Source organism: Mycobacterium sp. B14F4 (assembly GCF_039871645.1).
Taxonomy (GTDB): Bacteria; Actinomycetota; Actinomycetes; order Mycobacteriales; family Mycobacteriaceae; genus Mycobacterium.
Genome location: NZ_JBDPMF010000009.1, coordinates 196,296 through 216,402, shown reverse-complemented (window position 1 = coordinate 216,402; position 20,107 = coordinate 196,296). Strand labels below are relative to the sequence as shown.

Sequence of the window (20,107 nt, the reverse complement as noted above, 5' to 3'; positions counted from 1 at the left end):
GGTGGCACCGCGGGCGGGGGCTGGGTGGGTGGGCGTGCCAGTGATCCGGGGCTCAGGGTTCGGCCGGCGTGGTCGAGCACGGTGATGTCGGGTGCGGGTCCGCGGATGGTGATGATGCCGCGGTGGTGTAGTCGGTGGTGGTAGGGACACAGCAGCACCAGGTTGTCGAGCTCGGTGGCTCCGCCGTCTTCCCAGTGCCGGATGTGGTGGGCGTGCAGGCCTCGGGTGGCCCCGCAGCCGGGCACCGCGCAGGTGGGGTGTCGGTGCTCGAGGGCGCGGCGCAGCCGGCGGCTGATCTGCCGGGTGGTGCGCCCGGCGCCGATGGGCTGCCCATCCCGCTCGAACCAGACTTCGTAGGTGGCGTCACAGGTCAGGTAGTGGCGTTCGGCCTCGGTGAGCAGCGGCCCCAGATGCAGCGCCGCGGCGCGGGCCTCGACGTCGAGATGGCACACCACGGTGGTGCGCTGGGCGTGCGGGCGGCGCACCGCCTCGACGTCCCACCCCGCCTCGACCAGCCGCATGAACGCCGCACCAATGTTCGGAAACGGCGGGGATTGCTCGGAGGGGTGCTCGCCGGTGTCGTGGTCGGCCTTGTACTCGGCGACCGCGGCATCCAGATGCGACTGCAACGCCGCGTCGAACTTCGCCGCATCCAGACGGGGCAGGGTGATCTTCCAGGTGGTGGAGTCCGCGTCGCTGTGCTTGGTGATCCTGCGCTGCGGTTCCGACCGTGGTGGCTCGGGGTCGGGGCGGGGTTCCAGGCTGATCGCCTTGCGCAGCTGGCTGACCGAGGCCACCGCGGCCAACGTGGCGTAGTGCGCATCGGAGCCCTCGCCGGCCCGTGTCGCGATGACGCCGACCTGATCGAGTGACAGCCGACCCTCGCGCATCCCTTGGGTGCAGCGGGGGAACACTTCGAGCCGGTGCGCGACGGTGGCGATCGTCTTGGCGTTTGCCTCCGACGTCCCGGTCATCCAGGCCACCAACCCCGGCACCGACCGCGCACCCGTGTGGCCCCACAGCCCGTCGCGATCGATTTCGGCGACGATCTCCACGAGGCGCCCATCGATCGCGTTGCGCTGACCGCACAACTCCGCCACCTCCTCGAGCAAGACCTCAAGCCGCTCAGCAGGACTCACCACCGAGGCGTCGGACGTGATGGTCGAGGACATGACCCCATCAAAGCAGCGGGGTACGACATTTTGCGGAAGTGAGTTCGCGGGTGGCCGTGGGTCAGACCGGACCACGTGATGACCTCTAGCAGTTGAGTGGTCGCCCGTAGGCTCGGTGTCTGGTCAGGCGTGCTGCACAGCGGGATGGTGGCCGGCTTGTGCGGAAATCACACCTGCACTACGCGGACCAGATCCCCAAGGCCCACGAAGTCGTCCGCATTGCGGCTGTAGAGGTCCAGGCCATTGGCATGCGCGGTAGCGGCAATGAGCAGATCCGCGAAGCGGCTGCGGGGTTGACGCCTTTCGCTGATGACAGCTGCAACGACCAGACTGTAGCTGCGAACTGCCCTGCCGTCGAACGGTATTGGCTCCATCAGAGATTCGACTTCCTGCAACCTTGACTGGCGTTTAGCGGCCTCGACAGGCGTACTCGCCAAGAGCGGACCGGCCGTCAGCTCGGCAGCGGTGATCGCCGAGATTGCCATTTCGTTCGGCAGCTTGTCGACGACTGACGGGTCGTGCCAGTCGATCACTACCGACGTGTCGAGCAGCCCGGCCGCCATCTACAAGCTCTGATCGATGGCGTCGTCGAGGTCCCGACGAAACTGGCCGGGATCGATCCGGACACCCGCGGCGGAAATGCGTGCCAGGTCGTCGCGGCTGATGAATGTCTTGCGGTCAGACTGAACCGGACGAAGTTCGGCAACCGGCTCCCCGTTGCGAGTGACGACGAATGTCTCGCCCGCGGTAACCGCATCCATGATCTTCGCGTTCTCGTTCCGAAGTTCTCGTTGTGCGATGGTTCTGACCATAGATCAAGCGTAGCGTGATGCGCTACATCGCGCTACAGCAGGAGCCCGCGCTGCTCCAGCCGCAGGGGACGAACCTGAGGTTGTCGCCCGACGCTCAGGCGACGGTGAATGCGATGCTGCCGACGGTGCTCGACGAGACCTACGCCGGACTGTCACACGATCACATCTCGCAGACCCCATTCCGCGGAAATAGCGCGGATGATGGTGATGGAATCGGTGACCAGAAGCACGTCAGAGGGGCGAGAGATGGCACACGGCGGGTACGGGGGTGGTCAGCCCGACCCGTTCGGTCCAGACCCCGTCGGTGGTCCGCCGAGCACCCAGGGATACTTGCCGCCGCTCACCCCCGGTTCGCCCCCTACGACAGGGCCGCTTCTCCCGCCCCGGGGTAGGCCCCGCCGTGAAGTCAACACGTGGGCGACCCTCTCGATCGTGTTCGCGTTCGTATTCGCCCCGGTCGGTGCCGTCCTCGGCCATGTAGCACTGTCCCAGATCAAGCGAACCGGGCAACGGGGCCGGGAACGAGCAATTGTGGGGCTCACGATCTCCTACGTGATCATCGTGTTGGCGGTGCTAGCACTGGTGATCTGGCTGGTGACCGCCAACGACTCCGGTTCCGCTTCCTCACCGGATGCCACGACGGCGCCGCCGATGACGACACAACGCGCATCGCCGCCACCGCCGCGCACCACGGTCTTCACCCCACCCCCGGCCAAGCGGCCGACGGTCGACGTGGAGCAGCTCCGGGTGGGGGATTGTGTCGAGGTCCAGCAGACGCAGCCCGACCCCACCCGAGGGCCCGACACGAACGTCATCCTCATATTCCCGGTGCGCTGCGAGGTCCGCGACGGCGTATTTCGGGTAGACCAGATCTTGTCGACCAGCGCATGCCCCGGGCAGACACTTTTCGACCGGCAAGAGACGGTATTCGCGTGCATCTCGGATTTCCGGGGATGATGATGATGTTGTGTTCACTGACTGGCCATAGCCGCGACGGGGGGCTCTGATGCATCCCGGCGGTAATCCGTTCGAGCCGCAGTCGGCGGGTCCGTTCGGCACACCGCACGGGAGCACGTCCGCGCCGCCGTTCGGGCAGGGCGGTCGAAGCGGCGCGCCCTACGGGGCACCGCCGTCCGGCGACTACAACACCTTCGCGGTACTGTCGCCGATCTTCGCGATCGTGATCCCCCCCGCGGGGGTGGTGCTGGGGCACCTGGCGTTGCCCCAGATCCGGCGCACCGGTGAGCGGGGACGCAACGCCGCCATCGCGGGCCTCGTGATGGGTTATCTCATGTGCCTGCTGCTGATCGCGGCCCTCATCTGGTGGTTGATCAGCGATTCGCAGCCTGACGACTCGGCCGCGTCACCCTCGCCGAGCGCGGCGCCGTATCAGACGCCGCCGGCGCCGCAGCGACCCTCGACGGTGACGTCGGTGGCCCCGCCGAGCGTCATTCCTCGGATCAAGCTCGACCTGGCCACGGTGCCGATCGGCACCTGCGTGGAGATACAGCTGCGCAGCGACGAAGGCAACGACGCGTTGGATCTGTTCAAGGTCGACTGCGTGCACAAGGAAGGGGTGTACACCGTCACCTCGCGCGTCGCCGCCAGCTACGAATGCCGGTCCGTCTATGTCGCCGCGCCTCCTGACCGCTCCTTCGCCCTCTGCCTGAACCCGTACTGATGGCGATGAACCCGTTCGATTTCAGCGACTTCGGCCCTCCGGCCGGCGGTCCCGAGACTGGTGGTCCCACTCCGCCGCGAACGGGTGCGGGCGCACAATCGCGGCAGGGTGGCGACTTGTCCACCGGCTTCGATCCCTGGGCCAACCAGCCAAAGCCACAGCCACGACAGCGACGCCAGGACGCAGTCGGCCCGTCGAGCGACCGCGACGCGTTCGGAGGAGCCATCACCGCGGGAACCCTGGCCACCGCCGGGCCGCCGCTGAGGTGGTTCGCAGTGGCGTTGGTGCTGGCCGTGGCCGGCGTGGTGCTGGCGCTCGTCAGCGCCGCGGAGGGCGGCGGTGTCATCGGGCCTGCCTTGGCGGGCTGGCTTCTGGCCGGGCCGCTCGCGATCGGCGCGTTGGCGGCATACACCCGGGTCGACACCCGCCGACGCAGCGAGTCGATCTACTCGGCGCCGCGCTGGGCAGCCCGGTTGTACTGGGCGGTGCTTGTCGTGTGTCTCGTGGGCATCGCGTTGGGTGCGTGGCAGGTTGCTCTGTGGGCGGGCAGGCAGTAGATGTCGATCGCATCGCGAATCCGGTTGAGCCTCAGACGCATCGGGCTCCTGGCGCAGTTGTTCGCCGTCGCGCTGCTGATCGCTGGGCTGACCGGCTGGTCGATGACGTCCGCGCACGCCCAATCGACCGGCGGCGGCGCGAAGCGGTTCGGAGCCTGCCTGGCTTCGCAGAAGGTTGGGGATCTGCTGCTGCTGTTCGACGAGTCCAGCAGCCTGCAGGAAACCGATCCTCAGGCGGCCCGGGTGCAGGCGGCGCGCTACCTGCTGCAGACGCTGGGCAAGTACGCCGACCGGGTCGGCGCGAATCTCGACGTCGCCTCCGCCGGGTTCTCCGACACCTATACGCGCGAACAGGATTGGACGAAGCTGACCGGGGGCACCGCCGACCAGGTGAGCTCGCAGATGTCGACCTTCGCCACCAAGAACACCGGCATCGACACCGACTACTGGCTGGCGCTCGACGGAGCGCGCCAGGAGTTGGCGTCGCGCGGGCAGGGGCCCAACGGCGGGCAGCGCTGCCAGGCGATCGCGTGGTTCTCCGACGGCAAGATCGACTTCACGCCGCGCGCGGCGTCCAAGCCCTACGCCGACGGGGTCAGCCTGGACAGCCCTACCGGCGTGCAGGACACCACCAGACGGGCGGTGGAGTCGATCTGCCGGCCCGGCGGCCTGGCCGATCAACTGCGCTCCGGCAGCATCATCATGTTGGGGATCGGGCTGGGCGCCAACAAGACTCCAGGCGACTTCGACGTGATGTCGGCGATCAGCAAGGCCCTGGGACTCAACGGCATGGCGTGCGGACAGATCACCGATCCTGTACCGGGTGACTTCTATCCTGTCTCCAACATCGACGACATGCTGTTCGCGTTCGATGCGCTCAACCCCGACCCCGGCACCACCGCGCAAGGGCCCGTCTGCCAGCTGCAGGTGTGCCCGGAGGCGCGGCACAACTTCACGCTGGACCGCTCGATCAAGTCGGTGGACATCCTCGGTTCGGGTGGCGCGACCGGCGTGGTGCCCTACCTGATCTCGCCGTCGGGCAAGACGCTGGAGCTGCCCAGGAAGGACGGCCGCACCACCGCCGACATCGACGGTGTGCCGGTGACGTACGAGTGGCAATCCGAGTCGGCGCAGTCGATTTCGCTGCGGAACACCGGCGGACCGCCGTGGCCGGGGCAGTGGGCGATCGTCTACGTCGACACCACTGGCCAGCACCCCGACGCGGTATCGCGGGTCAGCATCCACATCACCACCGACATCTTTCCGGCGCTGGCCAACGCCGACGACGTGTCGTGGCGTAGCGGGCAGGTGGTCGAGGGTCTGGTGTTCGGTCTCGTCGACGGGCAGGGGAACCGGATGCAGCCCACCGATCTCGCGGGCACCGCGATTATGTCGGCGGCGCTGGCCCCCGACGGCGCGGCGCCCATCCCGCTGCTGGAGTCGGTGGCCAAAGCCGACATCGCCAGGCCGGTCGACGCCGACCTGACGGAGGTGAACCCCGGGCGTGCGCTGCTGCGGATGTCGTTGGTGATCACCACCGCGCCGGCCACCGACCCGTCCGGTGCCCAGATCGCGCCCGGCACCCGGCTGTCACCGCAGGACGTCGACGTGCCCGTGCAGGTTTTGCCCAAGCTGGGCCTGCCGGTGCCGGGCGAGCGGATCGACTTCGGCACCGTGCAGGCGACCGAGGGCGCGACCGCGTCGCTCAACATCACCGGCCCAGGCTGCGCCTGGATCGCCGACACCGACGCCGCCACGGTGGTGGCCGCGCCCGACGACATCGGCACCCCGCGGCTGTCCTCTACCGCGAACAGCCCACAGAACTGTGTGAAGGTTCAGCCCGCGCAGACCGGGCAGTTGTCGGTGACGCTGCGCACCGACCGCGACGGGCACGGCGGGCTGAACGGAACCGTCCCGGTGCACGTTGCGGCCCTGGACAACCCGAGCGATTTCCAGGTCGTCGAGGTGCCGTTCGTCGCGTCGCTGATCAAGCCGTTGAACACCACCAACTTCCTGCTGGTGTTCCTCGCCGCGCTGCTGCTCGGTCCTGGGATCCCGCTGGCGCTGCTGTACGCGACGAAGTGGTGGGTGAGCAAGATCCCCGACACGCCGATGCTGGCCGACCGGATCCCGGTAGAGGTGAGCAACGACGTGGTGCTGCGCGACGGGGAACGCTTCGCGCTGGCCGACACCGACCTGATCCGGCCGGTGCCCGGCTTGGCCGGGGGTGCTCGAAAGGTCTCGGTGCAAGGTGTCACGCTGACCACGACCGTGGGCCGCAGCCCGTTCGGCGCCGGCTACGTGCTCGTCGACGCCGACGAACTGGTCAGCGTCGGCTCGGAGCTGCCGGCGACCGACCGCAACGGGCTGCGGGCGGTCCTGCCGCTGGCGGTGCACAACAAGTGGGTGGTGCTGCACGATCCCCGCGGACCCGCCCGCGTCGCCGAGGTGCTGCTGCTGGTCGGCGGACGCACAGACAACGCCGCGCGCGAACGACTCTACGAAGACGTCGGCCGCCGACTGCCCGAGCTGCTCAACGGGTTGCGGCTACGGGCGATCGAAGCCGGGCTGGCCGTCTCGGATGATGAAGCGCGACAGGCGGTTTCGCCGTTCGGCGAGTCCGCGACGGGCGCGTCGGCGGCCCATGATCCCTTCCAGGGCGGCGGGGCATCCCCGTCGCGACCCCCGCGCTATGACCCAGATCCGTTCAACCCCTTCAGGGAAGGAAACTGATGCGACGATTCCTGGTAGTGGGTTGCGGCGGCTCCGGCGGTGCCACGTTGGCGTTCATCATGGATCAGCTGCGCTCCGAACTGCACGCCGCGGGCATCGAAAAGCTGTTGGACGGTTGGCAATTCGTGCAGATCGACGTGCCAAGCGCACCGGAGACAGGCCCGGAGGGGCTGGCCAACGTTCCCGCGCAGGGCGGCACCTACATCGGGTGCGGGCCGCAGGGGAGCAGCTACGCCATCCTCGACGGGGCGCTGTCGCAGCGGCTGGGCGCCGAATCGGCGTTGGACACCATCGCCACCTGGGCGCCGCGCAACCCGCAGGAGGTGTCCATTCCGATCTCGGCAGGCGCCGGTCAGTACCGGGCCATCGGGCGGATGATCACGCTGAGCAAGGCCACCGAGATCCACACCCGCCTACAGGCCGCGTGGGACGCGCTGTTTCGGGTCGAGACGATCTCGGAGATGTCGACCGTCGACGTGCCGGGCATGGGAAAGTTCGATCCCAACGAGCCGCCGCTGGTTCTGGTGGTGTCGTCGATGGCCGGCGGCGCGGGGGCGTCGATGGCGCTGGATGTGTGCCGGCTGCTGACGTTGGTGTCGGGGCTGGACCCGAAGCTGATGGGCGTCTTCATGGTGACGCCCGACATCTTCGATTCGCTGCCGCAGAGCTCCATCGTCGGCGTGCGCGCCAATTCGCTGGCCATGCTGGGCGAGATCGTGGCCAGTCAGGCCGGCTCGGCGCGCGAACACGATGTGCGGCTGATGCGGGCGCTGGGCCACCAGCACGGCGAGGGCGAGCCGATCCCGTTTGCGCGGGTGTTTCCGGTGGGCCGCTTCATCGGCGCGGACCGCACGCTGTTCGGGGACGGCTCGCAGTGGGCCGTCTACCGCGGGCTGGCGCGGGGCCTGGCCGGACTGATGATGAGCGGCGCCGCCAGCGACCAGTTCGTCTCCTACGACCTGGGTAACACCGCGTCACCGGAGGGCGACCGCGATCTGCTGGGCTGGGGCATCTCGGTGTGGGATGTGTTGCCATGGGGCACTTACGGATTCTCCAGCCTGAGCATGGGCCGAGACCGCTACGCCGAGTACGCCGCGCAGCGGCTGGCGCGCAGCTGCGTGGACAAGCTGCTGTTCGGACACCTGCAGACGGGCAACCCGGCGTCGAGCACCGAGCAGCTCGATTCGCTGCTGAGCAGCCAGTGGCAGGCCCACTGCGGCGAGCTGGGACTGCCGGCCAACCCCGGCGACGAGCAGACCCGGGTCGGCATTCTGGGTCGCTGGATCGGCGCGGACGCCTTCGCCCCCGAGTCCGTGGCCGCCACGGTCAACGGGCTCATCGACCGGCAACTGCGGGGTTACCTGCCGAACCCGGAGGGCATGACGGCCGAGCAGTGGGTTCCGATTTTCCGCCAGGCTCTGCACAACCGGGCCAGCGACCTGCTGCGGGCGTGCGACGACGCGGCCTACGGGATGGTGTTCAGCTGGCACCGCGAATTCGCCGCGCGGCTGGAACAGATGGTGGCCGGGGCGATCGCGACGTTGGGCCTGCCGTATGCCCGGGAGCTGGTTGACCGGCTGCGCCGCCACATCGACGACGTGCTGGCGCCCGGGGTGGCGCAGCTGGGGACGATGGGCCCGCCGGACATCGTCGCGGTGCCGCCGCAAGTGGATGCGGCGCTGCGCTCGCTGCGTGGGGTCATGACCAACGCCGATCAGGTCCTGGCGACCGCGCTGGACGGCTTGCGCTCCGGCGTGCGGCGCCAACTGTTCGCCGACGCCGCCGCGCGGATCGCCGATGTGATGCGGGTGATGGGCGCGGAGATGTTGAGGCCGCTGCGCGAAGCGCTGGGCGAGGCCATGGTGCTGTTGGAGCAGGCGCGCGCCGAACCGCCGACCGATGTGGGGCTGGCGCGGTTGAGCACCGACCAGTACGCGGCCTGGCCGGCCGACGCCGACGAGCTGGTGCCCGCGCGCTTCGCCGAGGCCAACAACGAGGTGCTGCTGATCAGCTCGTCGGCCTTCAAGGGCCGCTACGAGCTCGATCTGCCCAAGGCCGTGGCCGGTGCCAACGCCATGGTGCCGCTGCGCACCGCGATCGACGACGCGACGACCCAGGTGATTCTGGGGCAGTGGCGCACCACAGGCGGGGTGTCCGCGCCAGGGGGTCTGATCGAACGCACCGCAACCTGGGTGACGCGCGCCCTCGGCACCGACCCCGAGACAAGTCGGGCGCGGGTGCCGTCGATGGCGCAGTTCGACGTGCACACCCGCCCGGGCGAGCTGCTGACGCGGGCCCGGCTGTATGTGGGCAGGCCGGGCGAGTCGTTCGACGAGTTCTGCAAGGTGTCGCTGCGCGACTTCGTGCAGGGCGCGGGTGCCGCGGAATCGGAACTGGTCATGCGGCGCCGAGACATCACCACCAAGTTCGCCGAGGCGCTGTCGCTGGCCCGGCCGTTGACCAGCGTGAACGACGAAGCGTTGCAGCGGGTGCATCCCGGGCAGCAGACCGAGTACCGCTACAAGTTCTCCGAGGTGCCCTTCGCCGGCCAGCCCGTTGCCGAAGCGCTGTTCGACGTGCTGCGCACCAACCCGCGTATCGACCAGGCCACCAAGGACAACTATCACCGGTCGCTGTCGGACGAGGACAGCGTCACCCGGGTGGACATCTTCGGCTCCTACCCCAACTACTCGCCGCTGGCGTTCGACTCGGTGCTCAAGCCCGCCGCTCAGCAGTGGGCCCGCATCGCCGGGCCGGGCCGTGGGACGTTTTGGCGCTATCGCCGCGCGCGACCCCTACCGGCGTCGCTCCCGATGACCGACGACGAGCGCCGCGCCATGACCGCGGGCTGGTTCCTGGGTCAGATCGTGGGGCGGATCCAGATCCCGGAGTCGCCCTACACCGACGCGGTGCGCATCTACGACGCCGAGGCTGGGCACTGGCTGAACTTCCCCAACCCGCTGCTGACCCCGCCGTCGGCGTTCATCGCCACCTATGACTGGCTGCCCGCGGTGCTGGAAAGCATCCTGCTCGCGATCGCCCAGTCCCACGAGCCGCCGGTGATGCACACGCTGCGACCCTATGGCGTGCTGAGGGGACTCTACGACGCCCATTCGCAGGACCCGGCCAGCGGCATCGTGGAGTTGTCGGCCAGCGAAGTGCTGCGCGAGTTCCTCGCGACCAGCGCCGCAGCGCCGGGCTTGACGCCGCGGATCGAGACCATCGCAGCGGCCCAGAGCCCCGGGGAGCGCGCCGCCGCGGCCGAGGAGTGGCTGGCCAGTGTGCGCGACGTGGCCGCGCAGTATCTGCCGGGCGACATGCCCGGCGCGGCGCCCGGCGGGGTGTTCACCTCGGTGCCGACCCGGTCCACGGCGTCGAAGACACCGATCTTCCGCGACCTCGCCCCCGACGTGTTCTGGGCGACCGAAGCCCTCACCCGGTTGTTGCAGCGCGAGGCCGCGGCGCTGGAGCGCGGCGCGGCGACCGCCGGAACCGGCTACCTCGACGACGGCAGTCCCGTGGTGATCCCGGAGGGCGGAACGTTCTGACGATGTCGATGCCGAGCACGTCGCAGCAGGCGCTGACGGTGCTGGTCGCCCCGCACACCGGGACCGACGAGGTGTTCGGGGTGCTGGCCGACTATTCCGCCGTCGGGCTGCTCGCCGCGTTCGTGTGGGTCGACGCCGCCGACGTCGGCGGCGCGTCCACCCCGGCCACCGTGATGCACGACGGTCGCGCCGAGCCGGCGGTGTTGCAGCAGCTGCTCACCGCCAGGCGATACCAGCGGATCCGGGTGGTGGTGCTGGTGCCCACCGAGGCGCCGCCCAACGAGCGGGTGCCCCTGGCGGCCGAGCAGATGGCAGAACAGACGGTGCGCAGCAGTTCGATGGGTGCGCGCATCAGCCTGCTGCGTGTCCTGCTGAGCCGGGGAGTGGCAGCGCCGGCGGCACGGGATTCGACGCTGGTGCTGGAGGGCTGGCACAATCTGCTTGTCGCACCGGATGATTCGGCAGGACCGGGGCTAGGTGCGGTGTCGGCCGGCCCTGTCACCGATCCGCTCGATTTCGCGCAATATACCGCGCCGGTGATCGCCGGGCTCACGGGTTTGTGGGCGGGCCTGGAGCAGACACCGTTCGACACGTTGGAAATCCTGCCCGGTCAGACGGTGCGCGCGGCGCGAGCCTTCTACCGCCGGCTGGACAGCAGCGAGGTCGAAGAGCGCCTGCGCGCGCAGCTGTTCGACCCTGCGGGCCACCTTCCACTTCCCCGCGGCGGTGAGGTGCCCGTCGTGTATGTGGAAAACGTTGCGGCGGCGACGCAGACGATGGCCAGAGCGCTGTGGACCAAGCACCGCGACGTGCTGCGAGGGCCGCGGCTGTCGATGAACGACGTTCGTGCCCAGGCGATTTCGATTTGGGCGGCGTTGAAGTTGTTCTTCAGGTTCATGGGGGCTGCGTTGCGGCAGGCCCCGGGTGCGTGGTGGTCGGCGGTGACGGGTTCGGTGTCGTCGGTACTGGCCAGCACGGTGCAGGGCACGGTGTTCGGCGGGAGGGACTCCGCGTTCGCGGTGGTGACCAACACCGACGTGGCCAACTGGCAGGACCTGGGCCGCAGCGCCGACACGCTGACCACTGCGCTGGGCGGTGAGCCGCCACCACAGCACCTGGCGCAGCAGGACCTCGGCGCGTTGTGGACGGATTTTGTCAACGGCGCGCTGACCCTGGCCGACGGGGGCCGTCGCGTCGTGGGCCTCGAGCCGGTGCCGGTGGGTTCGGGGGTCGGGGTGGTCGCCGCCTCGGCCGACGTCGTTCCCAGTGTCGCCGAATCGTTTTCGGCGATCCCGACGTCGCTGTCCGCGGTCATCGGGATGAGTTCTGTGGAACCGGCCGACGTGCTGGGGGTCGCCAACCTGCGCGAGCGGCTGCAACGGGCCTATTCCGATCCCGCGGCCGGGGTCGAGGCGCGCACTGCGGGCACCGAACTGGACGGCTGGCACCGGTTCGTGTCGAGAAGCTATGCCTGGCAGGTCGGTTCCATCCTGGCCGATTTTCTGCACCGCGCCCGCGGCGAGGTGGCACAACTGGCGGGTGAGATCCAGCAGGCCGCCAACCGGGTGTCGGCCGACGAGCGACTGCAGGCGCGTCAACGCGCGATCGGCGTCATCCTCAAGACCATGTTCTGGGCGCTGGTTCTGGTGCTCGTCGTTCTGGTCGGGATCGCGGCGCTGGGCTGGGTGCGTTGGCCGTTCGCGTTGTGGACGGGCGGGGTGATGCTCGGCCTGTACATCGTGGTGTCGCTGGGGTTGTTCTTGTTCTCGCAGCGGGACCTGTTCGCGGAGAAGCACTTACGGCAGTCTCAGCTCGGTGAGCTGGAGATGATGCAAGCCAATCTGCGGGCGGCGCTTCAGGATGTCAGCCGGCTGTCGACTGCGTACGGACAGCTGTTGTCGTGGTGCCGGGTGCTGGGCGCGGTGCTGCGGGCGCCGTTCGGACCGGCGCCCGCCCCCCGGCCCTCGCCCGGTCAGCTCTTCGACGGCCTGCCGCGCTCCACCCAACTCGGTGTCGCCGACCCGGACGAGCAGCAGGCCGGCGACGCCGTGCATGCGATTCAGCGGCGCTTGTACGCGTTGGGCTGGTTGACCCCGCCGTGGCAGGACATGATCCGCGAGGCGGCCGCCCGGTTGCGTGAGGAACCGGAGATGTTGTTCCGGATGCCCGGCATCGGCACGCAATCCGGGTTGGACCAGTGGTCGTATGCCGTGGGCGCGGGGCACGTGCAGCCGGCCGGTGCCGACGCGCTGTGGGGGCGAGTCGAGCAGATGTTCGCCGAAGGCCAAGGCGAAGTCGCCGAGGCGCTCACCGGCACGGTGCTGGTGCCCGGCCTCGACCGGCATGTGCCTGCCCAGCAGTTCGCCGCGGGCATCACCGAGCACCGCGACGGGCGGGCCGCGCCGTTCGACGCCTCGCTGTTCACCCACACCGCCATGACCGCGGGCCGCGCGAGTGTTGCGGTCGACGAGGCCGCGGTCGTGCGCGGCGGGTTGGGGTATCGAGCGGCGGTGGTGCAGGCCAGTGACGGGTTGCCGCCGTACGACTTTGCGATCTTCGAACCCCCGGTTCCGGCCGCAGTGGACGGTGAGGATGACGTGATGTCGGTCAGCGGGCGGGAGCGTCGCGACGTCCCGCCCCGTCAGGACATGGTGTTCTAGCGATGCCGGACCCGCAGCACATCGACGCGGGCGACGACCCGCGGCTGCCGGCGCTCATGGCCTGGCGCCAGCAGCTCATCGACGCCGGTGCGGTGTCGCGCACCAGCTTCAAAGAAGCGCATCTGCGTCTCGTGCTGCGCTCGGGCCGCACCGACGTCGCGCAGATCCGCGCCATGCTGCCCCCGTCGGTGGCCGAGCACGCCGGAGACATGGCCCGGCTGCTGGCCGAGCTCCAACCCCCGAGGCGCGGCGGTGGGTCGGGTCGACACCACGTGGATGTGGTCACGGCCGAGATGCCTGTAACCGATCCCGACACGGAGCAAATCACCTTCAGTGCAGGCGATTTCGCCGCGTACGGCCTGGGCGAGCAGGGCGATGACGTGCATTCCATCGGCCTGCGGCGGCGGCGCGACGACGTTCTCGAGTTGACGTGGCCGCCGTATCTGCCCGCCGGTGACGGCTCGGAGGCCGTGGTCATCTACCGCCTCGTCAGCGATGAGGACGATCCGCCGTACTCACCGGACCGCGCGCATCTGGTCGCCGCCACCACCGCGACGGCGGCACACGACGAACGGCCCCCGCACGGCGCGGTGCGCCTCTATCAGGTGTGGGTCAACAGTGGCTCCACCCGCGGCCAGGCCCTGGCCGCTCAGCCGGTCAAACACGCCGAGGCCGCGCTGGTGAGCCCGGTGCGCGACTTCGCGATTCGTGAGGACAGCGGCCAGGTGATCGGGCGGTGGAGCGTGCCGTCCGCGGTCAGCGAGGTGTTCATCTATCGCATCCCGGCCGAGGAGGCCGGCCGCGAGGGACTGGAGCACCGCATCCTGCGGGGCAGCGACACCCGACGCGGGTTCGTCGACACCGACGCGGTGCGCGGGCATCGCTACATCTATCGGGTGCGCTGCGCGGTGACCATCGGCGGCGTCCTGCGACTGTCGGAGGCCATTGAGGCCACCGTCGAGGTGTCCGCGGTGTTGGCCCCGGTGCACGACCTGTCGCTGGGCTCCTACAGCCCCGACGGATCGCTGTTCGAGCTGACCTGGACGCCGCCGCCGGCCGGCCGCGCGGTCGTCTACCGCACCCAGACCGGGCCCAACGCCGTCTCGGAAACCGTCGAGCTGCCGGAAGCCACCCTCGAACAGATCGGCCTGGACCCGGATCAGCGGTTGACGCAGCCGGTGTCGCACCGCGACGACAGCGGCCTGCCCCGAGCGGTGATGTCGGGGGTGTCGTGGCCGGACGGCTGGAGCCGGGCCTATTTCACCCCGGTGACCCTGCTGGCCGGCCGCGCGCTGCTGGGCACCACCGTGTCGTCGGTGCGCACCGGGGTCATCCGCGACGTCAATCTGGCCGAATACTGCAACAAGCAGGTGCTGACCTTCGACTGGCCGTCGGGCGCGGCGGCCGTCATCGTGCACCTGGCCCCCAAGGGCTATGACCCGCGAAAAGGGTTGACCGGCAAGTCATTCGACATCTCGCTCGAGGAGTACGAGAAGTACGGCGGTATGCAGCTGTCCGAGCAGGAGTTGCCCGCCACCGGATGCTCGCTGCACCTGGCGCCGGTGGCGTTCTCGGCGGGGCGCCGCACCGTCGGCGCGATCCGCAGCGTGGAGTACGCCGGGCTGCTGCGCCTGCAGTACGCGGTGCGCATCGGCCGGGACCCCGAGGGCTGGCCCACCTACGCCACCATCGCATTGCGATCCCAGTACGAGCTGCCCGGGTCTCCCGCGTTCGTGTTGATCAACAATGCGCAGCGCATCCCGCTCTCGATGCACGACGGGCAGGCCGTCGACGCGACGCCGGTCAACGAACACGGCCAGGTTATCGGGCAGGCGTCGAAAGAACTGCGGTGGTCGGCGCTGACCACGCACGGCGTCGGTGAGATGTGGGCGGCGAACCTACGGGGCCTGCACGGCTGGATCCGGCTCTTCGTCAACACGACGTCGGCGGCGCGGCTGCGCACGATCGCGCTGCTGGACCCGCCGGTGGAAAATCTGCGGCTCACCACGGCGGTGCCATGAACCGCTACGGCCAACTGGCATACACGTCGTTCGACGCGCCCGGCTCCGCAGGCGGCTGGCAGATCAAGCAGGCCGCCGGTGACTTGAGCGCCGACGAAACGCAAACCCTGCTCGCGGGGATGCGCACCGTCTTCGATCCCGTCCAACCGCTGCCCGCCTACCCGACACCTGAACAGCTGCAGCAGGGTCCGCGACGGTTGGCCTATCGGCGCATCGATGCCCACAGCGCCGGTTACTGGCACACGGTTCCCGCCGGATCGGACAGCACCGGCCGGCCCGGCAACGTGTTCGCCCACGCGGTGCTGGACCGCACTGCGGACGCCGCGCCACGGCACCGGCCGATTCAGTGGTGGCGCTCGCCGCGATGGGTGTGTCCGTACGGGACGGCCGCGGTCGCGCGCGCCGTCCTGCCCGACGAGGCGCCCGGCCCGGCGGCGGCGGTGACCAAGGCCAGCGTGGTGGCGTTCGCGCTGGACACCAGCACGTGGCGCCTGGCCACGTTGTTCGGACTGCTCGACGCGGTCGCCGCCGCGCTCGACGGCGGGGCACCGGTGGTGCTGGGGGTCGAGTCCGCGGACGCCGCCGCGCAGTGGATCGGCCTGGTGAGCTTCCTGATGTCGCCCGGCACGGCCGCGCGGCTCAACTTCTCCACCTTCGATCGCGCCGACCAGCTGGGCGCGGCGCTGGCCGGCAAGCAGCACCTGACCGCGGTACCGGTGGCCGACGTCGACCGGATCCCGGCCGGAGTGGTGGTGATCGACGAGACCGCGACCTTGTCGTTGGGCGAGTTCGGGGGAGAACCGCACCGCACCTCGACAGGGCAGGCGATTGTGGTGACGCCGTGGTCGGCGATGGCGCAGGTGGTGCTGCTCGAACCGGGGTGGGCGCGGGCCGTGCTCGACGACATCGACCGCTACGCCGACGAAGTCGAGGACACCGCACTGCCGCCGGCCTGGCCGATGGCGGTGGCGGTGGAGGCCGCCGAGCAATATGCCGACGCCCACGCCGAAGCCCGCAGCGTCATCGCGGCGCACACACCCCGCGAAGTGGACCCCGGGTCGACGGTCGGCGCCACGATCTCGACAGTGATGACCGAGCTGGTCGGCACCAGCACCGCCGACGCCTGGGACGCGGTGCAGCACGCACCTGCGGGTTCGGCGGCCGAGCATGCCGACCTCACCTACGTGTGCCGCGCCATCACAGACGAGACCTGGCTGAGTCAACTGGGCCCAATCCCGATGGGGCCGAGGCGATTCCGTCGGGCCCCGGCCGAGCTGACTGACGCGATCGGGCCGGCTCTGGAGCAGGCCCGCGGTATCGGACCCGACCAGGTACTTCGGCTGGTCGATTTCTTGATGCGGGCCGGTGTGGACGACGAACGGCTGTCGGCGGCGCTGAGCCGCGACGTGGTGCCGCCCCTTCGCGACCCCCAAGCGGGTCCAAAGCTGGTGCATCGGCTCGGGCAGCGCATCGGCGCCGAGACCCGCCTGGCGCTGGCCACCGCGTCATTCGGAGACATTGACGGGGTCGCGGGTCTGAGCGATGACGTGCTGGGCTGGCTCGCTGAGGGCATCACCGTCCCTGATCCGTCCGAGTTGGCGCAAGCCCGCCCGTGGGATGCGACGTGGACTCGCGCGGTGCTGGGCGGTGCACGCGCCGACCAGGCGGGGCCGACAGAGGACGGCTGGATGTCGTTGTGGTGGCTGCGAATCTGCGGTTCGCCGCGCTTCGAGCAGATGGCCGCCGCGCAGGTATGGGATCCGGCGGCGCTGCTGGTGGCCACCGGGGGCGCGCCGCCTGGTCGGTCCGCGCTGCCGACCCTCATCGGAGCACCGGACTCGGCGGCACTGATCGAGTTGGCCTCCGCAGTGATGAAAACCAGGGCGGACGACGCCGCTGTGGCGTGTGCGGCGGTGCGGCTGCTCGAGCCGCGCATGTGGGTGGAGCAAGGGCACACCGAGACGTACTTGGCCACCTGCAGCGCGCACTGGGACGCCGCGCTCGCGGTGGTCGGGCCCGACCGGGTGCATCCGGACTTCGCGGTGCGCCTGCTGACGTTGGCGGCGCTCGCGGCGATCGCGGGGCAGACGTACCCGGAAGGATGCACGGCAATGGCGGCGGACCCGGCGCTGGCCGGCCACGCGGCAGCACAGGTGGTCGCATTGGTCGACGAACACGTCGTCTTCGCGCCCGCGGTGCTGGCCGCCAGTCTGGTGCGGACCTCGACCGATGATCAGCCGGCGGCGCCCGTCGGCGGCGTCGACGAGGTGTTGGCCCGAGCCGCCCAGCACCTGGCCGTCACAAGGGTTTTCACCGACCAGGAGGTCGACGAGGCGGCGGGACTGATGGCGGCGATGTCGGGCGCTGAACCGGACGGCCCGTCGCTTCGGCGGAACCGAAAGCTGGTGGGCAAGCTGCTGGCGCGCGGCGCGGCGGCGCAGCCGTCACTGGCGGCCCGAACCGAGGGGCATCGCTGATGCCGATATACGTTGTGGGAGAACTCAATCAGCGGGTGAGCATTCCTCATCAGGCGCTGGCGGTGTCGATCACCGGTTCGGTTGCCGACGCCGAGCTGGACGTGCGCGCCGGTGGGCAACAGCTGGTGGTGCGCCCGACCGCGTATCGCGCGGTGTTGCCTGAGATCGTCGGCGAGGTGACGGTCGGCGTGCGGCCGGTCGGCGCGCCGCGATTCGGCCCCGGCACCGTCGTTCATCTCACGATCGCCCACGACGACCCCGCCGACGTCGATCCGGTGCAGGTGTTGTTCGACCCGATCGACGTCAGCGGCGACTCGGGCGTGGTGGTCGCCGCGCTGCGGCCACACGGATCCCACGTCGAGGTGGGCGTCGTCGCGGTCGCCGATGTCCCGCTGAGCCCGCTGGGGTCGGCGGCGCGCAGCTCGGCTCGACAGATCATCGGGCGGGCACCGGCGCATCACGACGGGTCGCTGGTCATGGCCATGGACGCCTCGGCATCGATGCGGCCCTGGTTCGCCGACGGCAGCGCCGCCGCGGCCACCGACATCGTGGTCGGGGTCGCCGCGGCGGCCGGTATTCGCAACGTGTCGGCGGTGTTCGTCGGAGCGGAGATCACGCCGGTCGTTGCCGACGGGTCCGGTGCGCCCGGCTCCGACGCGGCGGGCTTGGCCGACGCGGTGCGGCAGGCGCGGCCGCGATGGTCCGCTGGTGCACGCTGGTCGCGGCTGACGCCCGGCCCCGGCACCATCGTCTGCGTCGACTTCCCGACTACGGTTGTGCAGCAAGGGCTCCCGGTCATCACCTTGTCCGATGACCACCGGTTCGACGCGGTGGGGGCGCGGCTGCCGTCACCGCGGCCGGGCCACGACGCGTCGGCCGAGTTGCTGGCGCACCCCCAGGTGCTGGACCGTGTCACCGCCGCGTTGGTGAGGGTGCTGACGTGACGAAGTGCCCGCGGTGCTTCTCGATGCTGACCCCTCAGCAGCACTTGTGGATGATGCCCCCGCAAGCTGGGGCCGCCCGCTACCTCGACGAGGTCGCGTCAGCGTTCAGTGGCGCGCCCACCGAGAGTGGGCCGTTCTACAAATGGGAACGTCCGCCGGGCTACCGCGGGCCCTCGCCGCCGCCTGCGGAGGCCAGCCGGGCGCTGCGTGGTCCGGTGGTCGAGGTCTGCCCGGTGTGTCACTACCCGCTGCCCGACGGATGGCGCGACGCGCATGCGGTGTGCGTCGCGATGGCGGGCGCGCGTGCCACCGGCAAGAGCCTCTACATCGCCGTGCTCGTCAAGCAACTCGAGTTGTTGTGCGAAAACCTCGGGGTGTCAATGGAACCCGCGACGCACGCGACCGCGACGGCGTACTCGACGCATTATGAGACGCCGCTGTTCGTGCAGCGCGGGCTCATCCCGCCCACGCCGACCGTGCACACGCAGGCGACGCTGCAGCGGCAGCCCTTGATCTTCAGCATCGGCATCTGGCGGGACGTGCGGCGCTACCTGGTGCTGCGCGATGTGGCGGGCGAGGACCTGGAGACCGGCGACCTGAGCGCGCCGCCGTTCCGGTTCTTCGCCAACGCCGATGCCGTGTTCTTCATGTTCGATCCGTTGCGGGTCAAGTCGATTCGTGACCAGCTGCAGGATCTGCTGCCCGCCCAGACGGTCAGCGGCGGCGAGCCGCGCAGCGTGCTGAACAACGTGCTGCTGGCGATCGGCCACGGGCAACCGAAGCTCGCGGTGATCCTGTCGAAGTTCGACGCGCTGCGGATACTGCGCGATGTGGAGGGCTCCGAGTGGAGCCTGATCATGTCCAACGCCGGTGCGGCGTACTTGCGTGACACGTCCGATTTCCGGTATTACGACGAGGCCGGCGGTCAGCTGTTGCACGAAGAGGTGCGCAGCCTGTTGACAAGGCTGAATGCGGGATCGATGGTTGCCGCGGTGGAGAACCCGTCCACCGGAAAGCTCCTGGCGCACCGGTATTTCGTGGTGTCGTCGCTGGGGCAGCCGCCCAGTGGCAACCGCTTGCACGCGCGCGGTATCGCCCCGTTCCGCTGCGCGGACCCCGTACGGTGGGTCACGTCGGGATTCGGGATGCTGTGAGCGGCGTAGAGCGTGGCTATGGGTGCCACCGCCGGGGACCAACCACCCCGGGGGGCGATCCGTTCGGCGTTGATCCGTTCGACCCGTTCACCGGTGGCGCCACTCGTTCCCGGGAGACGCCGCCACCCCGGCAGGAGACCCATACGCTTGCGACGTTGTCGGTGGTGTTCGCGTTCGTGTTCGCGCCCGCTGGGGTGGTTCTCGGCCACCTGGCGTTGTGGCAGATTCATCAGACCGGACAACCGGGCCGGGACCGGGCATTGGTCGGCGCGACGTTGTCGTATGTGTTCATCACCGTGGCCGTGGTGGCGCTGATCGTGTCGGCGGCCGGCGTCCACGCCCGATGAT

Annotated in this window: 12 protein-coding genes and 2 pseudogenes; 11 read left to right on the top strand and 3 right to left on the bottom strand. The window is 69.7% G+C overall.

All coding sequences use genetic code 11. The features are described 5' to 3' along the window. From ABGB19_RS22670 to ABGB19_RS22660, 3 genes are all read right to left on the bottom strand, one after another. Positions 1 to 1,172: DUF222 domain-containing protein (locus ABGB19_RS22670; RefSeq protein ID WP_347688237.1), on the bottom strand; the 1,172-nt coding region annotated here is incomplete at its 3' end. 167 nt (positions 1,173 to 1,339) lie between these two features. After that, a complete protein-coding gene (locus tag ABGB19_RS22665; RefSeq protein WP_347688236.1) occupies positions 1,340 to 1,735 on the bottom strand; it encodes a type II toxin-antitoxin system VapC family toxin in 396 nt (131 codons plus the stop codon). Continuing rightward, positions 1,736 to 1,984: a type II toxin-antitoxin system prevent-host-death family antitoxin gene (locus ABGB19_RS22660; RefSeq protein ID WP_347688235.1), complete on the bottom strand. Its 249-nt coding sequence runs from the start codon at positions 1,982 to 1,984 to the stop codon at positions 1,736 to 1,738. A 405-nt stretch (positions 1,985 to 2,389) separates the two neighbouring features. Here ABGB19_RS22660 and ABGB19_RS22655 point away from each other — a divergent pair. The 11 genes and pseudogenes from ABGB19_RS22655 to ABGB19_RS22605 all read left to right on the top strand — a co-directional run. Then, positions 2,390 to 2,566: pseudogene (locus ABGB19_RS22655) on the top strand (DUF4190 domain-containing protein); the annotation flags it as partial. Between the two features lie 424 nt (positions 2,567 to 2,990). Further along, complete coding sequence (locus ABGB19_RS22650; protein WP_347688234.1) at positions 2,991 to 3,665, top strand: DUF4190 domain-containing protein; 675 nt, start codon at positions 2,991 to 2,993, stop codon at positions 3,663 to 3,665. A gap of 5 nt (positions 3,666 to 3,670) precedes the next feature. Beyond that, a complete protein-coding gene (locus tag ABGB19_RS22645; RefSeq protein WP_347688233.1) occupies positions 3,671 to 4,222 on the top strand; it encodes a hypothetical protein in 552 nt (183 codons plus the stop codon). Then, positions 4,223 to 6,955, top strand: a complete 2,733-nt coding sequence (locus ABGB19_RS22640; RefSeq protein ID WP_347688232.1) for a VWA domain-containing protein — start codon at positions 4,223 to 4,225, stop codon at positions 6,953 to 6,955. Beyond that, complete coding sequence (locus ABGB19_RS22635) at positions 6,955 to 10,503, top strand: tubulin-like doman-containing protein (protein WP_347688231.1); 3,549 nt, start codon at positions 6,955 to 6,957, stop codon at positions 10,501 to 10,503. The genes ABGB19_RS22640 and ABGB19_RS22635 overlap by 1 nt, the downstream gene beginning before the upstream one ends. Before the next feature lie 2 nt (positions 10,504 to 10,505). Further along, positions 10,506 to 13,163 carry a hypothetical protein gene (locus ABGB19_RS22630; protein ID WP_347688230.1) on the top strand — a complete coding sequence of 886 codons (2,658 nt, stop codon included), beginning with the start codon at positions 10,506 to 10,508 and terminating at the stop codon, positions 13,161 to 13,163. Between the two features lie 2 nt (positions 13,164 to 13,165). Next, positions 13,166 to 15,184 carry a hypothetical protein gene (locus tag ABGB19_RS22625; RefSeq protein ID WP_347688229.1) on the top strand — a complete coding sequence of 673 codons (2,019 nt, stop codon included), beginning with the start codon at positions 13,166 to 13,168 and terminating at the stop codon, positions 15,182 to 15,184. Continuing rightward, entirely contained in the window at positions 15,181 to 17,661 is a 2,481-nt protein-coding gene (locus ABGB19_RS22620; RefSeq protein WP_347688228.1) for a hypothetical protein, read from the top strand. The genes ABGB19_RS22625 and ABGB19_RS22620 overlap by 4 nt, the downstream gene beginning before the upstream one ends. A gap of 35 nt (positions 17,662 to 17,696) precedes the next feature. After that, positions 17,697 to 18,605 carry a hypothetical protein gene (locus tag ABGB19_RS22615; RefSeq protein ID WP_347688227.1) on the top strand — a complete coding sequence of 303 codons (909 nt, stop codon included), beginning with the start codon at positions 17,697 to 17,699 and terminating at the stop codon, positions 18,603 to 18,605. Further along, positions 18,602 to 19,759 carry a hypothetical protein gene (locus ABGB19_RS22610; RefSeq protein WP_347688226.1) on the top strand — a complete coding sequence of 386 codons (1,158 nt, stop codon included), beginning with the start codon at positions 18,602 to 18,604 and terminating at the stop codon, positions 19,757 to 19,759. The genes ABGB19_RS22615 and ABGB19_RS22610 overlap by 4 nt, the downstream gene beginning before the upstream one ends. Before the next feature lie 140 nt (positions 19,760 to 19,899). Continuing rightward, positions 19,900 to 20,073, top strand: a pseudogene (locus ABGB19_RS22605) (DUF4190 domain-containing protein); the annotation flags it as partial. Positions 20,074 to 20,107 lie beyond the last annotated feature (34 nt).

Excerpts from the sequence above, each read along its gene's own strand:
- ABGB19_RS22660 (WP_347688235.1), bottom strand. The coding sequence starts at position 1,984 with ATGGTCAGAACCATCGCACAACGAGAACTTCGGAACGAGAACGCGAAG.
- ABGB19_RS22630 (WP_347688230.1), top strand. The coding sequence starts at position 10,506 with ATGTCGATGCCGAGCACGTCGCAGCAGGCGCTGACGGTGCTGGTCGCC.
- ABGB19_RS22625 (WP_347688229.1), top strand. The coding sequence starts at position 13,166 with ATGCCGGACCCGCAGCACATCGACGCGGGCGACGACCCGCGGCTGCCG.
- ABGB19_RS22640 (WP_347688232.1), top strand. The coding sequence starts at position 4,223 with ATGTCGATCGCATCGCGAATCCGGTTGAGCCTCAGACGCATCGGGCTC.
- ABGB19_RS22635 (WP_347688231.1), top strand. The coding sequence starts at position 6,955 with ATGCGACGATTCCTGGTAGTGGGTTGCGGCGGCTCCGGCGGTGCCACG.
- ABGB19_RS22650 (WP_347688234.1), top strand. The coding sequence starts at position 2,991 with ATGCATCCCGGCGGTAATCCGTTCGAGCCGCAGTCGGCGGGTCCGTTC.
- ABGB19_RS22645 (WP_347688233.1), top strand. The coding sequence starts at position 3,671 with ATGAACCCGTTCGATTTCAGCGACTTCGGCCCTCCGGCCGGCGGTCCC.
- ABGB19_RS22620 (WP_347688228.1), top strand. The coding sequence starts at position 15,181 with ATGAACCGCTACGGCCAACTGGCATACACGTCGTTCGACGCGCCCGGC.
- ABGB19_RS22665 (WP_347688236.1), bottom strand. The coding sequence starts at position 1,735 with ATGGCGGCCGGGCTGCTCGACACGTCGGTAGTGATCGACTGGCACGAC.